Genomic DNA, 21,976 nt, shown 5'->3' with positions numbered 1-21,976 from the left:
CCTATTCTGCTATAATTAAAAGATAATTCCTGTTGACGATTGCAAGTGTCTAGATGGCCTCGAAGCAAGTCGATCTGGATGGCTTTCGTCGCCTCCAGCTCCCGTCCGAAACTCAAATCATATCTGCCTGGAAGACTCGGGCGGATGCCCCTTTAGTCAGCGTCATTTGTATTACTTACAATCATGAGCGCTATATCGAAGATGCCTTGCGCGGCTTCTTGATTCAGGTCACTGACTTTCCATTCGAAATTATCGTGCATGACGATGCTTCTAATGATCGAACTGCTGAGATCGTAAAACGCTATCAGAGTCTCTATCCGCATATCATTAAGCCGATTTTTCAAACGGTAAATCAATACTCGACATCTCCGGGGATTCCTATCAGTCGTTGCCTTGAGGCGGCTGCAGGTGAATACATAGCACTTTGCGAGGGGGATGATTTCTGGATCCACCCGTTAAAGCTGAAGAAGCAGATCGATGCATTGTCTGACTCCCGCCATCAATCGGAGCTTTGCTTCCATTCGGCGATAAGGATCGATGCAACGAACGAGAATAGAAAAATAATCGGTCGATATGCGCAGCGATCATCGTTGGTGTCGGCGGAATGCATCATCAAACATACGCATGGGCAGATACCGACAGCCTCCCTCGTGCTCACGCGCGCGGCAGCAAGGCGCTATTATGAGTTTCTGAGGGATAATCCAGGACTTCCCGTGGGGGATATATACCTGCAGGCTATCGCTGCGGCCAGGGACGGTGCGTTATTTATAGCGGAAACCATGTCGGTTTACAGAATTTTTGCGGAGGGCTCATGGTCGGCGCGAACCCGCAATTCTTCTGTAAAAATAGCCCATGCTTTGAAGCGCTTCGAGGCTACTTTCGTGCTGGATAGACTGACCAATGGTCGGTTTCATTCGGCTTTCATGGCTGCGCTCAGCGATCAGTCGTGCGATATAGTTGTCCATAAAAGCTACGACAGACGCTTGAAGACCGATTTTTTACGAGAGACGGCATCGTATTATACAGCTTGCCAAAAGCTTATATTTTATCTCGTTTGCTATATGCCTAGGCCTTTGCTGAGAGTGATCAGAGTGTATCGGACCTTCAAAAGGGGACGATAAATTAAATGCAGGGAACTTGCCGGGCGTGAGGCTGCTCATGCCTGGCTAGTCGACATGGGAACGCTGCGTATCTCTTTTCAATGCCAGATCCATATCCCCTTGGCTCTGTTGTTCCGGTCTTGTAGCGGAAACTGAATCTACCAGGATCTTGCTGATTACTCTTGAGCTGTAATCAGGGACAGAATCTCTATCGGTGAAGTTTCGACCAGTAGCAAGTCTCAGTAGATTGAGGGTTTTCTGGCCGCCAACGTCATCAGACCAGTTCTTTTCCAGTATCTTGCGATTCTTGAGGATGCTGATGTCGTCCAGCGTCTCGTCCAATAGCCTCGGATGCTTTTCAAGCTCATGAACCGTATAAACGACCGCTCCCTGCTCACGTAGGAAGGCGTAGGTCGGACATTCCGCGCGCAAGAAAACCTTGGCCCCCATGTAAAGCATGATGACGATATTTCCTACCGCCTGCTGGCGGACATGATTCATGATCACGAAGCCGCAAGCTCTTAGGGTGGACATGTATTGGCTGAGTGGCATGAATTCGGTGATGGGCTCGAAATCATCCCCAAGCAGGCTTTTCCCATATTTGATGACGAGATCCTTGTATGCGTCATCTCCATAGCTAAGGGGAGATATGATTTTTCTCTTGCTGACGCCCATTGACGTTAGTAGCGAGAAGACATCAATATGATTGTTCTCGGCGGATGCGCTGTTTCCAACCAGAATGGCTGCCCCATTTGTCCGACTGTCCTGAAGGCCGTTCGACAGCATGCGCTCGAGGTTGCCGTAGTTCCATGATATGTACTGAGGGAATGTACTATCTGCGAATTTCTCTTTGACGATGCTGTATTCGTTTGCAAGTACAGGGGCGAAAAAGCTTATTTGGCTTATTAGTTTTTTCTTTTTTCGCGTGTTGAGTCTTCTCTTGGCAAGCCTTATGAGACTGGTGAGTACGCCGCTTCGTATCGCCTGCTTTCTCATGGCCTTTTGCGTCAATGGGAGGAGCATCTCATTGCGACTGCTATAGATTAAGTCGTAATAGTCGTAGCCCCACCCTAGCCAGACCAGAGGCGTTTCCTTCGAGATTTTGCTCAATGTTTTGAGCCAGGCGGGAATGAGTGAATGAATGATGATGAGATCATACTTCACGAATTCCTTGGAAAGGTTCCCGGTTCGCAACTCCTTTCGAGAGGCGATTTTGGCAGGGGACTTGACGTATTTCAGGTCTTTGGGGGCATAGAGATGCAGATCGTTGGCGCCTGGAGCGGCCTGCTCGAATGCTCTCAAGCCTTGGTCAACGAACTTTTCATCTCTTGCCAGGTGAAGTATTTTCAAGTCTTTCATATCTATCGGTCGCGCCCCAAAAAGGTGTTTTCTTTTGGTTCGCCTGTCGTGCGCCTGATTCATCGCCGGTTCGGCCCACGGGTTGGTCGTGGGCAGGAAGGGAGCGGAAATCATCTTTCCGTACTTTTTCGTGTTTTGTATTGGCCGTCATCGGCCTTAACTGGTTTTTATTATTTGTACGATTTTTTCTAGATCATCCTGTTCGAGCGCCGGATGAATCGGTAGACATATTACTTTTTCGGAAATCATGCTTGCCGTTGGCAAGTTTTCGCACGCTGCAGAAGCCATTCCGCGATACATCGGGAACTCGCTGATTAGCGGGTAGAAGTAACGCCGGGCGAAAATGTTGTTGTCCTTCAGACGCTGATAGAGTCCATTCCGAGTGAGCGGATAGTCTGTCTCTACCAAGATGGGAAAATAAGAATAGTTTGCCTTGGACTGGCCAGTCCCGTTGATCGTTTGTATGCCTTTCACGCAGTTGAGCTGATCACGATAATGGTGGTCGATCTCTCTGCGGCGTGCGATTGCTTTGTCGATATGCTGCAGTTGCAGTAGTCCGAAGGCGGCGTTGACCTCGCTCATCTTGCCGTTGATCCCTGGTGCTACCACTGTAACTTCATCGACGAAGCCGAAGTTCTTCAGTCGATCGATGCGTTGTTTGGTCTTGGCATCCGGGCAGATGATGGCGCCGCCCTCGAACGTATTGAAAACCTTGGTGGCGTGGAAGCTCAGCACGCTGAGATCGCCATGTCTCAGGATACTGCCTCCCTTATCTTCTACCGCAAAGGCATGGGCGGCATCGTAGATAACGCGAAGATTGTAGTTGTCGGCGATCCGCTGAATGGCTTCGACATCGCAGGGATTGCCGTAGCAATGCACCGGCATGATCGCCGTAGTGTTGGGCGTGATAGCGGCTTCGATTTTGGCCGGGTCCAGATTGAGCGTATCGGGATCGATGTCCACGAATACTGGATTGATGCCATTCCACAGCAGCGAGTGGGCCGTGGCAACGAACGAATAAGGCGTGGTGATCACTTCGCCCGTTATGCGCAAGGCCTGCAAGGCCGTCAGCAAGGCAATGGTGCCATTATTGAACAGAGCAACATGCTCGACCCCGAGATAGTCGGCCAGAGCCTGCTCCAGTTGCCGGTGCATGGGGCCGCCATTGGTCAATATCTTGCTGTCCCAGATATCTTGCAGATAGGGGATGAATTCTTCTAGTTGCGGTAGATAGGGCTGGGTTACGAAAACAGCTTTGTCACTCATATCAGTACTCGATGATGGGCTGCAGCTGTTGCCGATAGCTGCAACGACATGCCCTGGAGCATCGGGGCGCACTTTCTCTCTATAGGCGAGTTGGCTTTCGAAGTCAGCTGCGATAACGCGACAAGAAGTGCGAGTTTGATGGCATTATGCCTGTACGATCGTGCCAAGTTGGACGCGCCATTCTAGGACATTTTCTCTTTCCAGACTTGTATCCATGGCCCCGGAGTGTTGCCGCGTTTAACGGCGGCAGCAGGAGAAGGTCCGATAGCGAATAAAGTTGTCCCGTAGTTTTTGAGGGATTCGCCGACAGCAGCCAAAGATGCTGCAGCTCCCCCTTTGCGCCCGGTCTCATTCCTGAATGGGCGGCCAATGGATACCCATCGACCTCAATGGGGTGGGGCACTATCATGGCGCCTGTACCTTAGCCAGCTCTATGCCAGGGATCGGGCATACATCCTCGTAAAGGCTCGCCCCTCGCTCTGTAACGTTGCCCGATTATCCGAATATCGGCACCGACACCCGTTCCAAAGACAAAAAAGAGGCAAGCCCCTGTGGCATTGACGATTCTCGGCCTTTCCGGGGCCCTCAGCCATGACCCGTCCGCCGCCCTCTACATCGACGGCAAGCTGATCGCCGCCGTCGAAGAGGAGCGCTTCGTCCGCGACAAGCACGCGAAGAACCGCATGCCCTACGAGTCGGCCAAGTTCTGCCTGGCGCAGGCCGGGATCGAGCCGGCCGACGTCGACGTGGTGGCCATTCCCTTCGCGCCGATCAGCCTGTTCGACAAAGCCCGCTGGCACTACGCCAAGCGCTACGCCTACGCTCCGGATCGCGCCCTCGACGCCATCCTGTTCGGCAACCGCCGCTACAAGCGCTATCGCCAGCGCATCCAGTGGTGCCTGCAGCAGCTCGGCTTCGACCTGAAGAAGGTCAAGATCGAGGCGGTCGAGCACCACCTGGCCCACGCCTCCAGCGCCTACCACTGCTCCGGTTTCACCGAGAAGACCGCGATCATGGGCATCGACGGCAAGGGCGAGTACGCCACCACCTTCTTCGGCTGGGGCGAGAACGGCAAGATCCACAAGATCAAGGAATTCTACGACCCGGATTCGCTCGGCGGCCTGTACGGCGCGCTCACCGAGTACCTCGGCTTCGAGATGCTCGACGGCGAGTTCAAGGTGATGGGCATGGCGCCCTACGGCGACGCCAGCCAGTACGATTTCTCGCGGCTGGCCACGTTCGAGAAGGGCGAGCTGGTGATCAACACCGACTACGCCAACGTCATCGGCTTCCGCCGCTACAAGGAAAAGGGCAAGGGCTACTACTTCTCGCCCAAGCTGATCGAGTGGCTGGGCCCGAAGCGCGAGGGCGACATCGCCGACGACCCGTACATCCACTACGCCGCCAGCATGCAGGCGCTGTTCGAGCAGCTGGCGCTGGAGATGATGGACTACTACCTCGGCGACATCATCAAGCAGACCGGCAAACTCGCCTTCGCCGGCGGTTGCGCGCTGAACGTCAAGCTCAACCAGAAGATCATCGCCCGCCCGGAAGTGAAGGAGCTGTTCGTCCAGCCGGCCTCCGGCGACGCCGGCACCGCGGTGGGCGCTGCCGCCTACGTGTCGGTCAAGCGCGGCGTGCCGGTGGAGAAGATGGAGCACGTCTACCTCGGCCCGTCCTACAGCAACGAGGACATCGTCGCCGCCTGCGCCCGCCACCCGAACGCGCCGAAGTGGCAGAAGATCGCCGACGTGCCCGAGCGCATCGCTCGGATCATGGTCGACGGCAACCCGGTGGCCTGGTTCCAGGGGCGCCTGGAGTTCGGCCCGAGGGCGCTGGGCGGGCGTTCGATCATCGGCTGCCCGAGCGTGCCGGGCGTGGCCGACCGCATCAACGAGCAGATCAAGTTCCGCGAGCGCTGGCGGCCGTTCTGCCCGTCGATGCTCGACACCGTGGCGCCGCAGATGCTCAGCGTCGACCATCCGTCGCCGTTCATGACCTTCACCTTCGAGGTCAACGAGGGCTGGAAGGAGCGCGTTCCGGAAGTGGTCCACGAGGACGGTACCGCCCGCGCCCAGGTGCTGGAGCGCCGCCACAATCCGCGCTGGTACGACCTGATGGTCGAGCTGGAGAAGCTCACCGGCAACGGCGTGGCACTGAACACCTCGCTCAACCGCCGCGGCGAACCGATGGTCTGCTCGCCGACCGACGCGCTGGACATGTTCTACGGCTCGGATCTGCGTTACCTGATCATGGAAGACATCCTGGTGATGAAGGAGGGGACGGATGGCGACGAGCGCATCTGAGGACGGTCTGCCGGGCGCTGCGGTTCTCGCGGAGCAAGGCAGGGGTTCAGGGATTGGACGTTACGGGAGTGGATACATGCAGGGGATTCTGACCCGGCTCGGGCGGGTATCTCCGGTCTGGCTGGCCTTTTTCGGTAGTTTGCTGCTGTCGCTGGTGGCGGTGTCGGGCGTCGTCACCATCGCCAGGGATGCGGCGTTCTACATCGACATTGCCCAGCAGGTGAACGGGCAGGGGCCGCAGGTCGCGATGAAGCTGTTCGACTGGCCCTGGTTCCCGCTGCTGCTGGCCTATACCCATTCGCTGCTCGGATTGCCCTACGAGGCGGCGGCCTATCTCTGGTGCGCCCTGTTCATGGCCGGCACCTGCGCCTTGCTGGTCGACTGCACCCGCCAGCGGGTGCCCGATGCTGGCCATTGGGCATGCCTGGTGGTCCTGGCGATGCCGGCGTTCAATCAGTTCCGCTACGACATCCTGCGCGAGTTCGGCTTCTGGTTCTTCTGCTCCCTGGCACTCTGGCTGGCCCTGCGCTGGCAGGCGCGCGGCGGCTGGTGGCGGGCGACGTCGATCCACCTGGCGCTGCTGGCGGCGGTGCTGTTCCGGCTCGAGGCGCTGGTGCTGCTCGCTGCTCTGGCCCTCTGGCAGTTGCCGGAGCTGCGCTCACGGGAGGGACGATTGCGCATCCTGCAGCTCGCCGCCTTGCCGCTGCTGGCCGTGGCGGTCGGTGTGCTGGCGCTGCTGGCCATGGGTGGGCTGTCCTCGGCGCGGGTCGACTACTACCTGAGCCTGCTCGATCCGCGGCAGGTCCTCGTCTCGTTCGATGCCTTGTCTCGGCAGTTCTCCGCCAGTCTGATCACCAAGTATTCCAAGGACGAGACCGACCAGATCATTTTCTTCGGCCTGCTGGCCGCCCTGCTGATCAAGTTCGTCAAGGTGCTCGGGCCCTTCGCAGCGACCTTCCTGTCGCGGCGCACCTGGTCGGCGGGGCGCTGCTACTGGCAGGAGTTTCGTCCCTTCGCCTGGGCCGCCCTGCTGTATCTGGGCGTCCTGATGCTGTTCTTCGTACGTTTGCAGTTCATGAACGCGCGCTACACCAGCTTCCTGAACCTGCTGGTCGTGCCCCTGGTCGCGGTGTCGCTGATGCTGTTCGCGCGGAACTTCCCGCGCCTGGCGAAAGGGCTGGTGGTCCTGGCGCTGCTGGCGATGCTGGATAACGTCGTCTCCCTGAGCGCCAAGAAGACCCACTACATCGAGGCCGGCCACTGGGTGGCGCAGCACATTGAGCCGGCCGCGCCGGTCTACTACGACGACGGGCGCATCGCCTACTACGCCGGACGCGGCTATCCGAAGAGCGACCTGACCCGCGAGGCCGCCATGGGCCCGGAGCGCGCCGGTCAGTACCGCTATTTCCTCATCGAGGCCGACGCCGACGAACCCTGGCTGAAGGACTGGCTCGCCCAGCGGAATGCGCAGGTCCTCGCGCGCTTCGCCAATCGCAAGGGGGACGCCGTGCTGGTGATCGGCAACTGAGCCTTGCGGGGATGTCAGGAACGGCCGGGGCCCCGATGGGCGAGGGCGGTGCGCAGCGCGTCGAAGGGAAAGCTGTGCTCCAGTGCCTGCCGGCGCAGATAGCGCTGGAAATGCCCGAGGTTGCGCCGCGCCAGGGCCGGGCCGAGGGCGCGTCGATAGAAGCGCATGTCGGAAATGTCGATCAGGCCGAGCGTCCCCTCGGGGGTCTGCACGATGTTGCCCAGATGCAGGGAGCGGAAGTAGATGCCCAGTGCGTGCAGACGGAGGATCAGATCGACCAGCGCCGGCAGCAGCGACTGCCAGTCGAACCCCGGTTGCTCCGACAGCTGCTTGAGGGTCAGGCCGGCCAGCGGGCGGTAATGCACCGCCGTCAGGGTCGGGGATTCGAGCTGGAAGAGCCGCTCCGGGGTCAGCGTGGGGATGCCCAGCTGCTGCAGGCGCGCGGCGTTGTCGCAGAAGCGCTGCGAGTAGGGCGCCCAGAAGGCCGAGGATAGCAGCCGCTTGCGCCGGAACAGCTTGAGGAAACTGCCGTCGCGCAGGCGGAACACCTTGGGGCCATGGCTGTCGGCCTCGAGCGTCTGGGCTCCCTCGAGCAGGCGCGCCAGTTCGGCATTGGACAGTTTGGGATAGCGCATGCGTTGCAGATCGCGGGGACGGGGGCGACATGATGCCGAAAAAAGCGTCCGCGCCCCAGCCTTTTCGCGGTGCATGCCTGGCGGTGGGGCGGGTGGCGTCCGGCCGGGGGCGACGCGAGGGCTGTGCTAGAATCGCTCGCCTCACAGGTGACCGATGAGCCGCGCAATGACCGAAGTCCCTCCCAGGACGGAACAGCCTTCGGGCCCGAGGCTCCGCTTCCGTCGGCCCGATCGGCGGATTCGCCGCGAGGACGCGCGGCCATGCTGAGTCGCCTGCGCCTCTTCCGCGAGCGGGGCTGGACGGCCATCGATGCCGGCGCCTATGCCGAGATCTGGCAGCGTTACGGCGGCAGCGTGGCGACCCATCCGCAGGTGGTGGCGCGACTCTCCGAATTGGCCGGGATTCCGGTGCGCTACCTGGGTTGGTACGAAGACGACCAGCCGCTGGCGGCGATTCCCACCTGGGGGCGCCATCTGGCGCTTTCCAAGGAAGTGCTCAAGCGCCGGGGCAAGCGGGCCCTGTTCGACCTGGGCAACGCCGAGGTCATCCTGCCGGTCGCCCCGCAGGCGCACATCGTCCTGCGCCATCGGGCGCGCTATCTCTCCGACCTGCACCGCAACCGGATCCTCAACCTGCGCGGGCAGCCCGAAGCACTGGCGATGTGCCGCGCGCCTGGAGATCTCTCCAAGAAGTTCCGCTACAACCAGCGCCGTGAGCTGCGCCTGCTGGAGGAGGCCGGCGGTCGCCTTCGGCCGCTGGCCGAGCTGGCTCCGGACGAGCAGGCTCGCATCTATGGGGAGCTGTTCGAGCGCCGCTGGGACTTCGAGGTACCGGGCAAGGCCCGCCTGGCCGAGGTGTTCGGCCTGCTGCGCGAGTTCATGTGTGGCTCCGTGGTGTGGTTCGGCGACAAGCCGGTGGCGATCCAGATCCTCTATCGGGTCGAGTCCCCCGCCTGGATCAGCGTCGAGTACGTCAACGGCGGCGTGGCACCGGAAAGCAACGGGTTCAGCCCGGGCAGCGTGCTCACTTTCGTCAACACCCAGGAGGCCTGGGCCGATGCCGAGGCGCGCGGCAAGCCGCTGCGCTACTCCTTCGGTCGGGCCGACCGGGAGTACAAGGATCGCTGGTGCCGCCGCGTGCCGGTCTACCAGGTCTGAGCGCGGGAAGGAGCCATGAGCGAACGCAAGCAACGGCTGCTGAAACGGCACCGGCGCTGGAAGCGCCTGGCGCTGCTGGCGGGACTCGCCGGACTGGCGCTCCTCGGCGCGCTGGCGCCCTGGTGGAGCGTGCCGCTGGCCCTGGCGCTCGGCTGGCTGGCCCATGAGGCCTGGTTCGCCGACCACCTGTTCTATTCGCCGCGGGACGACTACCGGTACGCTTTCCCGGACGGCCATCTCAGCCTGCCGGTGGCGCTCGGCGCCCAGGGCCTGCGGATCGTTGGGGGAAGCCTGCCGGCGGAGGCCGAGACCCTGATCCTCGAACTGCGGGTCCGTGCCACCTGGCTGGGGCGCTGGCTCGATCCGCAGGTGCTGATCGAGGGCGAGGGCTGCGATCGCCAGGACCTGGAGCGCGGCGTCGACGGCCGACGCTATCTCAACCTCTCCGGACAGGGCGCGGCGCTGCGCGGCGGCCGTCTGCGCTTGCGCGGACGCTACTGCCGCCTGGCCGGCGAGGCGATCCTGCATGCCTTCGCCAACCCGGACTACGCGGCGCGGCGCCTGCTGATCGTCGCGCCCCATGCCGACGACGCCGAGCTGGCCGCCTTCGGCCTCTACAGCCGGGCCGCCGAAGTGGCCATCGTCACCCTGACCCGGGGCGAGATCGAGGCCGGGCACTACCGCCGGCTCGGTCTGGATGGGGCCGCGGCGGCACGCCTGAAGGGCCGCCTGCGCACCTGGGACAGTATGGCCGTGCCGCTCTGGGGCGGCGTGCCGGCCAGCCGCTGCGTGCAGTTGGGCTATTACTGCCTGCAGTTGCCGGCGATGAGCGCGGAGCCGGACCGGGCCGTCGGCTCGCGGGAGTCCGGCGAATGCGACGTGCGCGATGCGCGTCGGTTCAATCCGCTGCGCCTGCCGGCCGATGCGGACGGCGTGCCCAGCTGGAACAATCTGCTGGCCGATCTGGCGGCCCTGATCGAGCACTTCCGCCCCGAGGTGCTGGTCGCTCCGCACCCGCAGCTCGATCCGCACCCCGACCACGTGCACGCCACCCGGGCGCTGGAGCAGGCTGTGCAAATGAGCGCCTGGAAACCCGAGCTGCTGCTGCTCTACGCCAATCATCTGCACGACAACGACCGCTGGCCCATGGGGCCGGCCGGTGCCGGCGTCGCCCTGCCGCCCTGCATCGAGGCCTTGCCCGCCGATGGTCTGTGGAGTCCGCTGCTGGACCCGGCGACCCAGCTTGACAAGGCCCAAGCCCTGGCCATGCAGCACGACCTGCAGGCACCGTTGCCGTTCAAGAAGCGGCTGCGGCGCTGGGTTCAGCGCCTACTGGCCGGCCGGCGCTGGCCGGATACCGGCGAGAACGAGTTCTTCCGCAAGACGGTGCGCCGGCACGAACTGTTCTGGGTCCGCCTGCTGCGGCGCTGAACTCCTGCGCGCCCGGCCAGTCTTCTTCAGGGCGTCCCGCGCGAGCTCCGCCGTACGTCGCGCCGGGAGCGCTTTCCGTCACCTTCGCAAGGAAGCGAAACGCGATGACAGATACCCAGGCCACCACGCAGCGGTCGTCCGGGCGCGGACGGTCGCTCCGGCGAGCAGCTATACCGGCGCTGCTGCTCGTGCTAGCGGGCGCGGCGAGCGCGATTTTCTACTGGCCCCCGCAACTCTACGCCTACACCCTCGGCCGGCTCTCCAGCCCGTCCCCGTCGGCCTCCGTCGGGGACATCGGCCTGCCCGACTATCGGGTAGTCGTCGAGGCCAAGCCTGTTGCCGGCATCCGCGGCGATCTGTCCGGCATCACCTACGACTACGATCTGGACCGTCTGCTGGCGGTGACCAACGCCGGCCCGCCGGAGCTGTTCGTGCTCAGCAAGACCGGCGAGGTGCTCGAGCGCCATCGCCTGCGCGGTTTCGAGGACGTGGAGGGTCTGGCCTACATGGGCGACGGCCGCCTGTTGCTGAGCGAGGAGCGGGCGCAGCGGCTGCGGCTGGTCCGCCTGCCGGCTCCGGGAAACGGGGAGGCCATCGATGTCGGGGATTCGCCCTTCATCGCCCTGGGCATCAACCTGCAGGAGCGCAACCAGGGTTTCGAGGGCGTCGCCTACGACCGGCTGCACGACCGCCTGTTCGTCGTCAAGGAGGCGGGACCGCGCCAGCTGTTCGAGCTCGACGGGGCGGGGCGCTCGTTCGACGGCTTCCTGCAACTGAGCGTTCGGGATCTGACCGCCTGGATCGAGCGCAGCGTGTTCGCCAAGGATCTCTCCGACGTCGTCCAGGATCCGCGGACCGGCCACCTGCTGCTGCTGAGCGATGAGTCGAAGCTGCTCGTCGAGCTGGACGGCAACGGCAACTTCGTCAGTTTCCGCTCCTTGCGCCGCTACCTGTCGGAGCTGCAAGAGAGCGCCCCGCAGGCGGAAGGGGTGACGCTGGACGGGGCGGGCAATCTCTATGTGGTGAGCGAGCCGAATCTGTTCTATGCCTTCCAGAAGAAAGCGGCACCTTCCCCACTGAGCGAGACCGGCTCGAAGGCTGCGCCGCTTCACGCTTCCGGGCGGACGTCCGCAAATGTGCCTTTCCGGCTTGGCGGGGCTGGCCGGGCGGGCGAAGGTCCTGTGCTATATTCCCCGGCCTTTCACCGCGCGATATCCCCATGACCGGCACGCCTGCGGCGCCTTCCAGCCTGAAGATATACCTCCGCCTGCTCGGCTATGTGCGGCCCTACAGCGGCCGTTTCGCCCTGAGCATCCTCGGCTACATGATCTTCGCCTCCACCCAGCCGATGCTGGCGGGGATTCTCAAGTACTTCGTCGACGGGCTGAGTGATCCTAGGGCGGTGCTCTTTCCCCAGTTGCCCTATCTGCGCGACCTGCAGCTGCTGCAGGCGGTTCCCCTGCTGATCGTCGCGATCTGCGCTTGGCAGGGGCTGGGCTCGTTTCTCGGCAACTATTGCCTGGCCAAGGTCTCCCTGGGGCTGGTGCACGATCTGCGGGTGGCGTTGTTCGACAGCCTGCTGCGGCTGCCCAACCGCTACTTCGACCAGCACAACTCCGGGCACCTGATCTCGCGGATCACCTTCAACGTGACCATGGTCACCGGAGCGGCGACCGAAGCGATCAAGGTGGTGATCCGCGAGGGGCTGACGGTGGTGTTCCTGTTCGCCTACCTGCTGTGGATGAACTGGAAGCTGACCCTGGTGATGCTGGCGATCCTGCCGCTGATCGCCGTCATGGTCAGCCGGGCCAGCCGGAAATTCCGCAAGCAGAGCAAGAAGATCCAGGTGGCCATGGGCGACGTCACCCACGTGGCCTCGGAGACCATCCAGGGCTACCGAGTGGTGCGCAGCTTCGGCGGCGAGCGCTACGAGGCGGAGCGCTTCCGCGCGGCCAGCGCCGACAACACCCGCAAGCAGCTGCACATGACCAAGACCGCGGCGATCTACACGCCGCTCCTGCAACTGGTGATCTACAGCGCCATGGCGACCCTGATGTTCCTGGTGCTGTACCTGCGTGGCGACGCCACGGCGGGCGATCTGATCGCCTACATCACGGCGGCGGGGCTGCTGCCGAAGCCGATCCGCCAGCTCTCGGAGGTCAGCTCGACCGTCCAGAAGGGGCTGGCCGGGGCGGAGAGCATCTTCGAGCAGCTCGACGAGGAGCCGGAAGACGACCGCGGCACTGTCATGCGCGACCGGGTCAGCGGTCGTTTGGAGGTGCGCGGCCTGACCTTCCGCTATCCCGGCAGCGACAGCCCGGTGCTCAGCGACATCAGCTTCACCGCCGAGCCCGGCCAGATGGTCGCCCTGGTCGGCCGTTCCGGCAGCGGCAAGTCGACCCTGGCCAGCCTGATCCCCCGTTTCTATCACCACGAGACCGGGCAGATCCTCCTCGATGGCGTCGAGATCGAGGATTACCGCCTGCTAGACCTGCGGCGGCACATCGCCCTGGTGAGCCAGCAGGTGACCCTGTTCAACGACACCGTGGCCAACAACATCGCCTACGGCGACCTCGCCGGCGCCCCGCGCGAGGCGATCGAGCGGGCGGCGGAGGCGGCCTATGCCCGGGAGTTCATCGACCGGCTGCTCCGGGGCCTGGATACCGAGGTCGGGGAGAACGGCGTGACGCTTTCCGGCGGCCAGCGCCAGCGCCTGGCGATCGCCCGGGCCTTGCTCAAGGACGCGCCGCTGCTGATTCTCGACGAGGCCACCTCGGCCCTCGATACCGAGTCGGAGCGGCATATCCAGGCGGCGCTGGAGCGGCTCATGCGCGGGCGCACCACCCTGGTGATCGCCCATCGGCTGTCGACCATCGAGAGGGCCGACCTGATCCTGGTGATGGAGGCGGGCCGGATCGTCGAGCGCGGCAGCCATGCCGAGCTGCTGGCACTGAACGGCCACTACGCGCGTCTGTACGCCATGGGGCTCGAAGAAAAGGGCGCCGAGATCACGTGACGACGAACCCTGCTGGTATGCTCTGGCCCATTCCCCGGCCGCTTGCGGAGTCCCCATGAAGTTGACCATGCCCCGTTTCGATCAGGCCCCCGTGCTGGTGGTCGGCGACGTCATGCTCGATCGCTACTGGCATGGAGCCGCTTCGCGGATCTCCCCGGAGGCACCGGTGCCGGTGGTCAAGGTCGAGCACAGGGAGGACCGTCCCGGCGGGGCGGCCAACGTCGCGCTCAACATCGCCGCGCTGGGGGCCGCGGCGACTCTGGTCGGAGTGACCGGGGCGGACGACGAGGCCGACAGCCTGGCCCGGAGCCTGGCCTCGGCCGGCGTGACGGTGCATTTCCAGCGCATCGAGGGCCAGCCGACCATCGTCAAGCTGCGGGTCCTGAGCCGCCACCAGCAACTGCTGCGGATGGATTTCGAGCAGCCGTTCAGCGTCGATGCGCAGGCCCTGGCGAGCGAGGTGGAGAACCGGCTCGAGGGCATCAAGGTGCTGGTCCTCTCCGATTACGGCAAGGGGGCGCTGCGGAACCATCAAGTCTTGATCCAGGCGGCGCGCGCCCGGGGCATCCCGGTGCTGGCCGACCCCAAGGGCCGGGACTTCTCCATCTACCGCGGTGCCAGCCTGATCACGCCGAACCTGGGAGAGTTCGAGGCGATCGTCGGCAATTGCGCGGACGAGGGCGAGCTGGTGGCCAAGGGCGCGCGGATGATGGCCGAGCTGGACCTGGGGGGCCTGCTGGTGACCCGCGGCGAGCACGGCATGACCCTGCTGCGCCCCGGACAGCCGGCGCTGCACCTGCCGGCGCGGGCGCGCGAGGTGTTCGACGTCACCGGCGCCGGCGATACCGTGATCTCCACGTTGGCCGCGGCCCTGGCCGCCGGCGAGGAGCTGCCCCAGGCCGTGGCGCTGGCCAACCTGGCCGCCGGCATCGTGGTCGGCAAGCTGGGTACCGCGGCGATCAGCGCCCCCGAGCTGCGCCGGGCGGTACAGCGCGAGGAGGGCTCGGAGCGCGGCGTGCTGGGCCTCGAACAGCTGCTGCTGGCCGTCGACGACGCCCGCGCCCACGGCGAGAAGATCGTCTTCACCAACGGCTGTTTCGACATCCTCCACGCCGGCCACGTGACCTATCTGGAGCAGGCCCGCGCCCTGGGCGATCGGCTGATCGTGGCGGTCAACGACGATGCCTCGGTCAGCCGCCTGAAGGGGCCGGGCCGGCCGATCAACGCGGTGGAGCGGCGCATGGCCGTGCTCGCCGGCCTCGGCGCGGTGGACTGGGTGGTTTGCTTCGGCGAGGACACCCCGGAAAGCCTGATCGAGCTGATCAAGCCGGACGTGCTGGTCAAGGGCGGCGATTACGCTATCGACCAGGTGGTCGGCGCGCCGATCGTCGAGGCCTACGGTGGCGAAGTGCGGGTGCTGGGACTGGTGGAGGACAGCTCCACCACGGCCATCGTCGAGAAAATTCGCCAGAAGTGAAACGCGTGCCTTGCAGGCTCCGCCTGGGGGCTCAACGGCCTTGTCGAGCCTGTCGGGAGGGGCGGCGGGCCGGGGGCGAACTCAGCCCCGGGCCCGGCTGGGTTGCCGGGCGTTTCCGGCAATGCCCGTTTCCGTCGCCAGTGACGCCTGCCAGTCCTGCCAGCTGATCCGGTCCTCGCGTACCACCCAGCCCTGCTGCGGGGCGAAGCTTTCGGCCAGCCAGACGCCGCTGGTGTCGACCGGTTGCAGATCGCCGTGCTGCAGGATGTAGAGCTCGTCGGTGGGGAGGTCCTGGTCGAGGGCCAGCAGGTAGAGATCCGGATTGGCCTGGTCGAGACGGGTGACCAGGGCGCCGTTCTGCAGGCTCTCGTCGGCATGCAGCAGGCTGAGCGACTGGGCCTTCTCCGGCAGGTCCATGCGCAGGTCGTAGACCAGCTGCAGCGAGGCCGTGGGCAGATGCACGTAGGCGCGCGGGCGCTCCAGCAGTGGCATGTTGCCGCAATAGACCGGCAGGGCCGCGCCGGACTGCGGGCTCAGCTGGAAAGTGGTGTCGTCGCAATAGTGCAGCACGTTCTCGTAGGGCGTCGGCAGCCAGGTATCGCCGAAACGTCCGGTCAGCCAGCACTCGGGGATCTTCAGCAGGCATTCCTCGGCGATTTCCTGGATCGCCGCGAGCAGCGGAATGCTGAGTTCATGGGCCGGCACGTAGCCGGAGATCAGTTTGAGCACCTCGTCGCCCCGATCCTTCCGCTGCTGGCGTACCAGCAGCCAATAGTCACGGCCCTGCCAGGTCAGGGTCAGTTGCACGGATACCCCCAGGTTGGCCAGTTCCAGGGCGAAGCGCCGGTGGTCGTTCACTTCCACCGGACGGCGCCGCTCCTGCATCTGGCTGAAGTTCAGCGGGCGGCCCAGGCTCTGGTAGCTCAGGCCTTCCGGGGAGGCCTCGACGAACAGGGGAAGTGTCTTGAAAACGCTGGGATTGCGATGGGAAAGGATAGTCGACATAGCGGCTCCTTGCGGTAATCGGCCGAGCAAGCGGCTCTTCTTGTGGTTGACGACAGGGAACCTAGTATGACTTTAGTCGTATGACAGTTGCGGCTGTCGAAACATTCTGAGACAGGTGTTTCGGACTAACGGTTCCTATGATTGCGCTGCCGATTCCGGGGTGTCGGAACAGCAGCTCGAAACTGGCGCGCACGGGATCGTCGCCGGGCTGCAGACAGGCGTGGCCGCTGGCCAGTGCCTTCTTGATCAGGATGCCCTTGCCGTGGGCGGCGGCGTAGTCGGCCACCGGCAGTTCGCTCCGTTCGCCGAGATTCAGCGTGATCATCGCGCAGTCCCCCTCTTCGAGAGCCAGCAGCCCGCCCTCGACGGTCTTGCCGGAAAGGCCGAAGGCCCCGATCTTGCCCTCGCGCTTGAGTTCGGCCAGGGTCTGGTAGACCCCGCTGTCGCGCAGGATGGCCACATCGTTGCCGTCCGAGTGCACCAAGATCAGGTCGATGCGGTCGGTTTCCAGGCGCTTCAGGCTGCGCTCGACGGATAGCCGCGTGTGCTGCGGCGAGAAGTCGAAGCGCGACCGGCCGTTCTCGAATTCCTCGCCCACCTTGCTGACGATCACCCAGGCGTCGCGCTGGCCGCGCAGCAGCGGACCGAGCCGCTCCTCGCTGACGCCGTAGGCCGGCGCGGTGTCGATCAGGTTGATGCCCAGATCCCGGGCCAGGGCGAGCAGCCGGCGGGCTTCGTCGTCGTCGGGGATGCGAAAGCTGGCGGGGTACTTCACGCCCTGATCGCGGCCCAGCTTGACGGTGCCCAGGCCCAGCGGCGAGACCAGCAGGCCGCTGCTGCCCAGCGGGCGTTCGAGTCCGTGCAGGGTGGCGACGGTCATTGCAGCAGCTCCTCCCAGGCCGGAAGCGCCCGCGGCGGGCGCGGCAGGTCGGGCAGGGGCGGTTGCCCGGACGGGCGGATGGCATCGCGCTCCAGGTTGGCGAAGACCCGGTCGGCCAGGTCCGGGGCCAGGGCCAGCTTGGTCGGCCAGCCGACCAGCAGGCGCCCCTGTTCGGCGAGGAAGGCGTTGTCCGGGCGCGTCAGGCCGGATTGCGCCGGCTCGGCACGATCCACCCGCAGGGTCGCCCAGCGCGCTTCGCCGAGATCGACCCAGGGCAGCAGTTCGCCCAGTTCCCGGCGGGCCTGTGCGATCTGCTGCGAGGCGTCGCGGGCCACGCCCTCGGCCTCGGCCAGTTCGCCGCCCAGGTACCAGACCCACTGGCCGTCGGCGGCAGGGTGGCTGGTCACGGTGAGGCGAGGTTTCGGCCCGCCGCCCAGGCAGTGGGCGTAGAGCGGCTTCAAGGTCGGGGCCGCGAGCATGACCATGTGCAGCGGGCGGGTCTGCATGGCTGGTCGGTCCAGACCGAGGGCGGCCAGCAGCCCGGCGTTGCCCTGGCCGGCGCAGAGGACGATGCGCCGGGCGCGGATCGCTCGGCCGTCGACGAGCAGGCCGACGAGCTCGCCGCCCTCGTGCAGCGGCACGATCTCCCGGGCGGCCAGCAGGCCGTCGCCGGCTAGCTCGGCGAGGCGCCCGATCAGGCTGGGCACGTCCACCACCAGCTCGTTCAGACGATAGACCCTGCCCTTGAAGGCGGGATGCTGCAGCGCCGCCGGCAGGTCATCGCCCCGGACCGGGTCGACCCGCGAGCGCACCGCCTTACTGGCGAAGAAGCCCGCCAGGTTGCCCGCCAGGGTGCCGGGCGACCACAGGTAATGGGCCTCGGACAGCAGACTCACGCCGGAGAGGTCCAGCTCGCCGCTGCCGGCCAGGGCCGCGCGCCAGCGCCGCGGCATGTCGGCGATGGCTTCCGAGGCGCCGCTCAGCGCGCCGTGCAGGGCGTACTTGGCCCCGCCATGGATGATGCCCTGGGACTTGACGGTCTGGCCGCCGCCAAGGCTGGCGCGCTCCGCCAGCAAGGTGGCATAGCCGGCACGGCGCAGGCGGGCATTCAGCCAGAGGCCGGCGATACCGCCGCCGACGATCAGGACGTCGGTGCTGAGCGCTTGGGACATGGCGTGCCTCGTCGAAGAAAGGGGGCCGCAGTATAAACACAGTTCCGGCATCGGCCGGACGGTTCAAGCGAACCGGCGGATGAGCGGAACTTAGAAGAGAGAATGGCGCGCATTCATTGATTTCAATCAGATCGCCGGGGATCGTGCCGCGCCTGTGACAACGGGTCCTTGGTGGCATTTGCGTGGCGCTTCGGAGGATCGGCCCCGGATCCGTTCGCTCTTCCGAGCGGTCGCTTGTTAAGCTGCGGCACCATGAACCGCACCCTCTATAGCCTGCTGCTGCAACTGGCCCTGCCGCTCATCCTCCTGCGTCTGGCCTGGCGGGCCCGGCGTGCGCCGGCCTACCGGCGGCGCGTCGGCGAGCGTTTCGCCCTCGGTCTGCCCGCGCTGCGGCCGGGCGGGATCTGGGTGCATGCGGTGTCGGTGGGCGAGAGCATCGCCGCCGCGCCGCTGATCCGCGCCTTGCAGGCCCGCCATCCGGAGCTGCCGATCACCGTCACCTGCATGACGCCGACCGGCTCCGAACGCCTCTGCGCCCTGTTCGGCGACCGCGTGCAGCACTGCTATCTGCCCTACGACCTGCCCTGGGCGGCGTCACGCTTTCTCGACCGGCTGCAGCCACGCCTGGCGGTGATCATGGAAACCGAGCTGTGGCCCAACCATGTGCACCAGTGCGCGCGGCGCGGCATTCCAGTGGCGCTGGCCAACGGCCGGCTGTCGGCGCGCTCGGCCCGCGGCTACGGACGCTTCCCCGGACTCACCGGCCCGATGCTCGCCGAGCTGAGCTGGCTGGCGGTGCAGACGGCCGCCGAGGCGGAGCGCTTCCGCGCCCTGGGCGCACGTCCCGAGACGGTGGCGGTGACCGGCTCGATCAAGTTCGACCTGGCCGTCGATCCCGAGCTGCCAGCACGGGCAGCGGCGCTGCGCGTGCAGTGGGGCGCGGCGGATCGTCCGGTGTGGATCGCCGCTAGCACCCATGCCGGCGAGGACGAGATCGTCCTGGCTGCCCATCGGCAGCTGCTGGCGCGCTTTCCCGCGGCGCTCTTGATCCTGGTGCCGCGCCACCCAGAACGCTTCGATGCCGTGTTCGAGCTGTGCCGCCGGCAGGGCTTCTCCACCGTGCGGCGCTCTGGCGGCACGGCGGTCGGCGTCCGGGACGCGGTGCTGCTCGGCGACAGCATGGGCGAGCTGCAATTTCTCTATGCCCTGGCCGATTGCGCCTTCGTCGGCGGCAGCCTGGTACCGAACGGTGGGCACAACCTGCTGGAGCCGGCCGCGCTGGGCAAGCCGGTGCTCAGCGGGCCGCACCTGTTCAACTTCCTCGAGATCGCCGCGCGGCTGCGCGAGGCCGGCGCGCTGCGGGAGGCCGGCGACGCCACGACGCTGGCGACGGAAATCGCGCGGCTGTGGGCCGATCCTGCCTGCGCCTGTGACATGGGTCGGGCCGCTCTGACGGTACTGCAGGCCAACCGGGGTGCCTTGGAGCAGCTGCTGGCGGGCCTGGATCGGTTGCTGGCGCAGGCGGCGAGTCCGCGAATTTCCGGGCGGTAAACGGTTCTTTGATTGGAGTTATCGGCGTGGCTTGATTAGACTTCGCCGGTACTTGTCGGGGTGCCCCAGCCGGGGCTGAGATCGGTCCAGACCGGATCCCGTTGAACCTGATCAGGTTGATGCCTGCGTAGGGAACAAGACGTCCTCGCCCATCGGCGGGTTCTTCTCCATGCCGTCCGGCATGTTTCCTCAGGTCGACTCCGACAATCCGTGCCCTGGATGAAGTGGAGTGCCTTGATGAGCGCCAAAGAACAACAGAAGAACCTGAGCGAATCCGCCCAGGTCGACCAGCAGTCCGTACAACCCTTTCCGCGTTCCCGGAAGATCTACGTGCAGGGCTCGCGGGCAGACATCCGCGTGCCGATGCGCGAGATCAGCCTGGACGTGACCCCCACCGCCTTCGGCGGCGAGATCAACGCCCCGGTCACCGTCTACGACACCTCCGGCCCCTATACCGACCCCGACGTGCAGATCGACGTGCGCAAGGGCCTGGCCGACGTGCGTTCCCGCTGGATCGAGGACCGCGGCGACACCGAGCTGCTGTCCGGGCTGACGTCCGAGTTCGGCCAGCGTCGCCTGTCCGACCCCGAGCTGTCCGCCATGCGCTTCGCCCACGTGCGCAACCCGCGCCGGGCCAAGGCCGGACAGAACGTCTCGCAGATGCACTACGCCAAGAAGGGCATCGTCACTCCCGAGATGGAATACGTCGCCATCCGCGAGAACATGAAGCTGGCCGAGGCCCGCGAAGCCGGACTGCTCGATCAGCAGCATCCGGGCCACAGCTTCGGCGCGTCCATTCCGAAGGAAATCACCCCCGAGTTCGTTCGCCAGGAAGTGGCCCGCGGCCGCGCCATCATCCCGGCCAACATCAACCACACCGAGTTGGAGCCGATGATCATCGGCCGCAACTTCCTGGTGAAGATCAACGGCAACATCGGCAACTCGGCGCTGGGCTCCTCCATCGAGGAAGAAGTGGCCAAGCTGACCTGGGGCATCCGCTGGGGCTCGGACACCGTGATGGACCTGTCCACCGGCAAGCATATCCACGAGACCCGCGAGTGGATCATCCGCAACTCGCCGGTGCCGATCGGCACCGTGCCGATCTACCAGGCGCTGGAGAAGGTCGGCGGCATCGCCGAGGACCTAACCTGGGAGCTGTTCCGCGACACCCTGATCGAGCAGGCCGAGCAGGGCGTGGACTACTTCACCATCCACGCCGGCGTGCTGCTGCGCTACGTGCCGCTGACCGCCAAGCGCGTCACCGGCATCGTCTCGCGCGGTGGTTCGATCATGGCCAAGTGGTGCCTGGCGCATCACCAGGAGAATTTCCTCTACACCCACTTCGAGGAAATCTGCGAAATCATGAAGGCCTACGACGTCAGCTTCTCGCTGGGCGACGGCCTGCGTCCGGGCTCCATCGCCGACGCCAACGACGCGGCGCAGTTCGGCGAACTGGAAACCCTCGGCGAGCTGACCAAGATCGCCTGGAAGCACGACGTACAGACAATGATCGAAGGCCCCGGCCACGTGCCGATGCAGATGATCAAGGAGAACATGGACAAGCAGCTGGAGTGCTGCGACGAGGCGCCGTTCTACACCCTCGGCCCGCTGACCACCGACATCGCTCCCGGCTACGATCACATCACCTCCGGCATCGGCGCGGCGATGATCGGCTGGTTCGGCTGCGCCATGCTCTGCTACGTGACGCCGAAGGAGCACCTCGGCCTGCCGAACAAGGACGACGTGAAGACCGGCATCATCACCTACAAGATCGCCGCCCACGCCGCCGATCTGGCCAAGGGCCATCCGGGTGCGCAGATCCGCGACAACGCCCTGAGCAAGGCGCGCTTCGAGTTCCGCTGGGAGGACCAGTTCAACCTCGGCCTCGACCCGGACACCGCGCGCAGCTACCACGACGAGACCCTGCCCAAGGAATCGGCCAAGGTGGCGCACTTCTGCTCCATGTGCGGGCCGAAGTTCTGCTCGATGAAGATCACCCAGGAGGTGCGCGACTACGCCGCCGAGAACGGGCTGACCGAGGAGCAGAAGGCCATCGAGGCCGGTTTCAAGGAGCAGGCCGAGCGTTTCCGTG

General features: G+C 64.8%; 16 protein-coding genes and 1 riboswitch. Of the genes, 10 read left to right on the top strand and 6 right to left on the bottom strand.

Features of this window, described 5'->3' with window-relative positions; all coding sequences use genetic code 11:
- The first annotated feature begins 53 nt into the window (after window positions 1-53).
- On the top strand, window positions 54-1,121 hold the full coding sequence (locus ACFOJE_RS14810) for a glycosyltransferase family 2 protein (protein WP_377815214.1): 1,068 nt from the start codon (window positions 54-56) through the stop codon (window positions 1,119-1,121).
- A 45-nt stretch (window positions 1,122-1,166) separates the two neighbouring features.
- On the opposite strand, the gene ACFOJE_RS14805 is transcribed toward ACFOJE_RS14810, so the two are convergent.
- Together ACFOJE_RS14805 and ACFOJE_RS14800 are read right to left on the bottom strand one after the other, a co-directional pair.
- On the bottom strand, window positions 1,167-2,573 hold the full coding sequence (locus ACFOJE_RS14805; RefSeq protein ID WP_377815213.1) for a TDP-N-acetylfucosamine:lipid II N-acetylfucosaminyltransferase: 1,407 nt from the start codon (window positions 2,571-2,573) through the stop codon (window positions 1,167-1,169).
- 42 nt (window positions 2,574-2,615) lie between these two features.
- Window positions 2,616-3,725: a DegT/DnrJ/EryC1/StrS family aminotransferase gene (locus ACFOJE_RS14800; RefSeq protein WP_377815212.1), complete on the bottom strand. Its 1,110-nt coding sequence runs from the start codon at window positions 3,723-3,725 to the stop codon at window positions 2,616-2,618.
- A gap of 551 nt (window positions 3,726-4,276) precedes the next feature.
- Between ACFOJE_RS14800 and ACFOJE_RS14795 the strand changes: the two genes are divergently transcribed.
- Together ACFOJE_RS14795 and ACFOJE_RS14790 are read left to right on the top strand one after the other, a co-directional pair.
- Window positions 4,277-6,031: a carbamoyltransferase family protein gene (locus ACFOJE_RS14795; RefSeq protein ID WP_377815211.1), complete on the top strand. Its 1,755-nt coding sequence runs from the start codon at window positions 4,277-4,279 to the stop codon at window positions 6,029-6,031.
- A 76-nt stretch (window positions 6,032-6,107) separates the two neighbouring features.
- Window positions 6,108-7,559, top strand: a complete 1,452-nt coding sequence (locus tag ACFOJE_RS14790; RefSeq protein WP_377815210.1) for a hypothetical protein — start codon at window positions 6,108-6,110, stop codon at window positions 7,557-7,559.
- Window positions 7,560-7,573: 14 nt separating this feature from the next.
- On the opposite strand, the gene ACFOJE_RS14785 is transcribed toward ACFOJE_RS14790, so the two are convergent.
- Complete coding sequence (locus ACFOJE_RS14785) at window positions 7,574-8,194, bottom strand: toluene tolerance protein (protein WP_377815209.1); 621 nt, start codon at window positions 8,192-8,194, stop codon at window positions 7,574-7,576.
- Between the two features lie 261 nt (window positions 8,195-8,455).
- Here ACFOJE_RS14785 and ACFOJE_RS14780 point away from each other — a divergent pair, with 261 nt between their 5' ends.
- The 5 genes from ACFOJE_RS14780 (at window position 8,456) to hldE (ending at window position 15,276) form a co-directional block, all read left to right on the top strand.
- On the top strand, window positions 8,456-9,352 hold the full coding sequence (locus ACFOJE_RS14780; RefSeq protein ID WP_377815207.1) for a GNAT family N-acetyltransferase: 897 nt from the start codon (window positions 8,456-8,458) through the stop codon (window positions 9,350-9,352).
- Window positions 9,353-9,367: 15 nt separating this feature from the next.
- Complete coding sequence (locus tag ACFOJE_RS14775; protein WP_377815206.1) at window positions 9,368-10,783, top strand: PIG-L deacetylase family protein; 1,416 nt, start codon at window positions 9,368-9,370, stop codon at window positions 10,781-10,783.
- 104 nt (window positions 10,784-10,887) lie between these two features.
- Window positions 10,888-12,006: an SdiA-regulated domain-containing protein gene (locus ACFOJE_RS14770; RefSeq protein ID WP_377815205.1), complete on the top strand. Its 1,119-nt coding sequence runs from the start codon at window positions 10,888-10,890 to the stop codon at window positions 12,004-12,006.
- Window positions 12,003-13,799 carry a lipid A export permease/ATP-binding protein MsbA gene (gene msbA / locus ACFOJE_RS14765; protein WP_377815203.1) on the top strand — a complete coding sequence of 599 codons (1,797 nt, stop codon included), beginning with the start codon at window positions 12,003-12,005 and terminating at the stop codon, window positions 13,797-13,799. Before ACFOJE_RS14770 ends, msbA begins: the two co-directional genes overlap by 4 nt.
- 55 nt (window positions 13,800-13,854) lie before the next feature.
- Complete coding sequence (gene hldE / locus ACFOJE_RS14760; RefSeq protein ID WP_377815202.1) at window positions 13,855-15,276, top strand: bifunctional D-glycero-beta-D-manno-heptose-7-phosphate kinase/D-glycero-beta-D-manno-heptose 1-phosphate adenylyltransferase HldE; 1,422 nt, start codon at window positions 13,855-13,857, stop codon at window positions 15,274-15,276.
- Between the two features lie 81 nt (window positions 15,277-15,357).
- Here the strand turns inward: hldE and ACFOJE_RS14755 are convergent, their stop codons facing one another.
- From ACFOJE_RS14755 to ACFOJE_RS14745, 3 genes are all read right to left on the bottom strand, one after another.
- Window positions 15,358-16,281, bottom strand: coding sequence for a metal ABC transporter ATPase (locus ACFOJE_RS14755; RefSeq protein WP_377815201.1), 924 nt, complete (start codon window positions 16,279-16,281; stop codon window positions 15,358-15,360).
- A gap of 61 nt (window positions 16,282-16,342) precedes the next feature.
- Window positions 16,343-17,161, bottom strand: a complete 819-nt coding sequence (locus ACFOJE_RS14750; protein WP_377815200.1) for an aldo/keto reductase — start codon at window positions 17,159-17,161, stop codon at window positions 16,343-16,345.
- Window positions 17,158-18,333 carry an NAD(P)/FAD-dependent oxidoreductase gene (locus ACFOJE_RS14745; protein ID WP_377815199.1) on the bottom strand — a complete coding sequence of 392 codons (1,176 nt, stop codon included), beginning with the start codon at window positions 18,331-18,333 and terminating at the stop codon, window positions 17,158-17,160. The genes ACFOJE_RS14750 and ACFOJE_RS14745 overlap by 4 nt, the downstream gene beginning before the upstream one ends.
- A gap of 252 nt (window positions 18,334-18,585) precedes the next feature.
- Between ACFOJE_RS14745 and waaA the strand changes: the two genes are divergently transcribed.
- A complete protein-coding gene (waaA, locus tag ACFOJE_RS14740; RefSeq protein ID WP_377815198.1) occupies window positions 18,586-19,884 on the top strand; it encodes a lipid IV(A) 3-deoxy-D-manno-octulosonic acid transferase in 1,299 nt (432 codons plus the stop codon).
- Window positions 19,885-19,930: 46 nt separating this feature from the next.
- A riboswitch (TPP riboswitch) is annotated at window positions 19,931-20,035 on the top strand.
- A gap of 86 nt (window positions 20,036-20,121) precedes the next feature.
- The coding region (gene thiC, locus ACFOJE_RS14735) for a phosphomethylpyrimidine synthase ThiC (protein WP_377815197.1) at window positions 20,122-21,976 on the top strand (1,855 nt) is incomplete at its 3' end.

The sequence above is a fragment of the Azotobacter bryophylli genome (assembly GCF_042643485.1).
Lineage (GTDB): Bacteria > Pseudomonadota > Gammaproteobacteria > Pseudomonadales > Pseudomonadaceae > Azotobacter > Azotobacter bryophylli.
The sequence above is the reverse complement of the archived record's forward strand: the minus strand, read 5'-3'. Positions and strand labels throughout refer to the sequence as shown.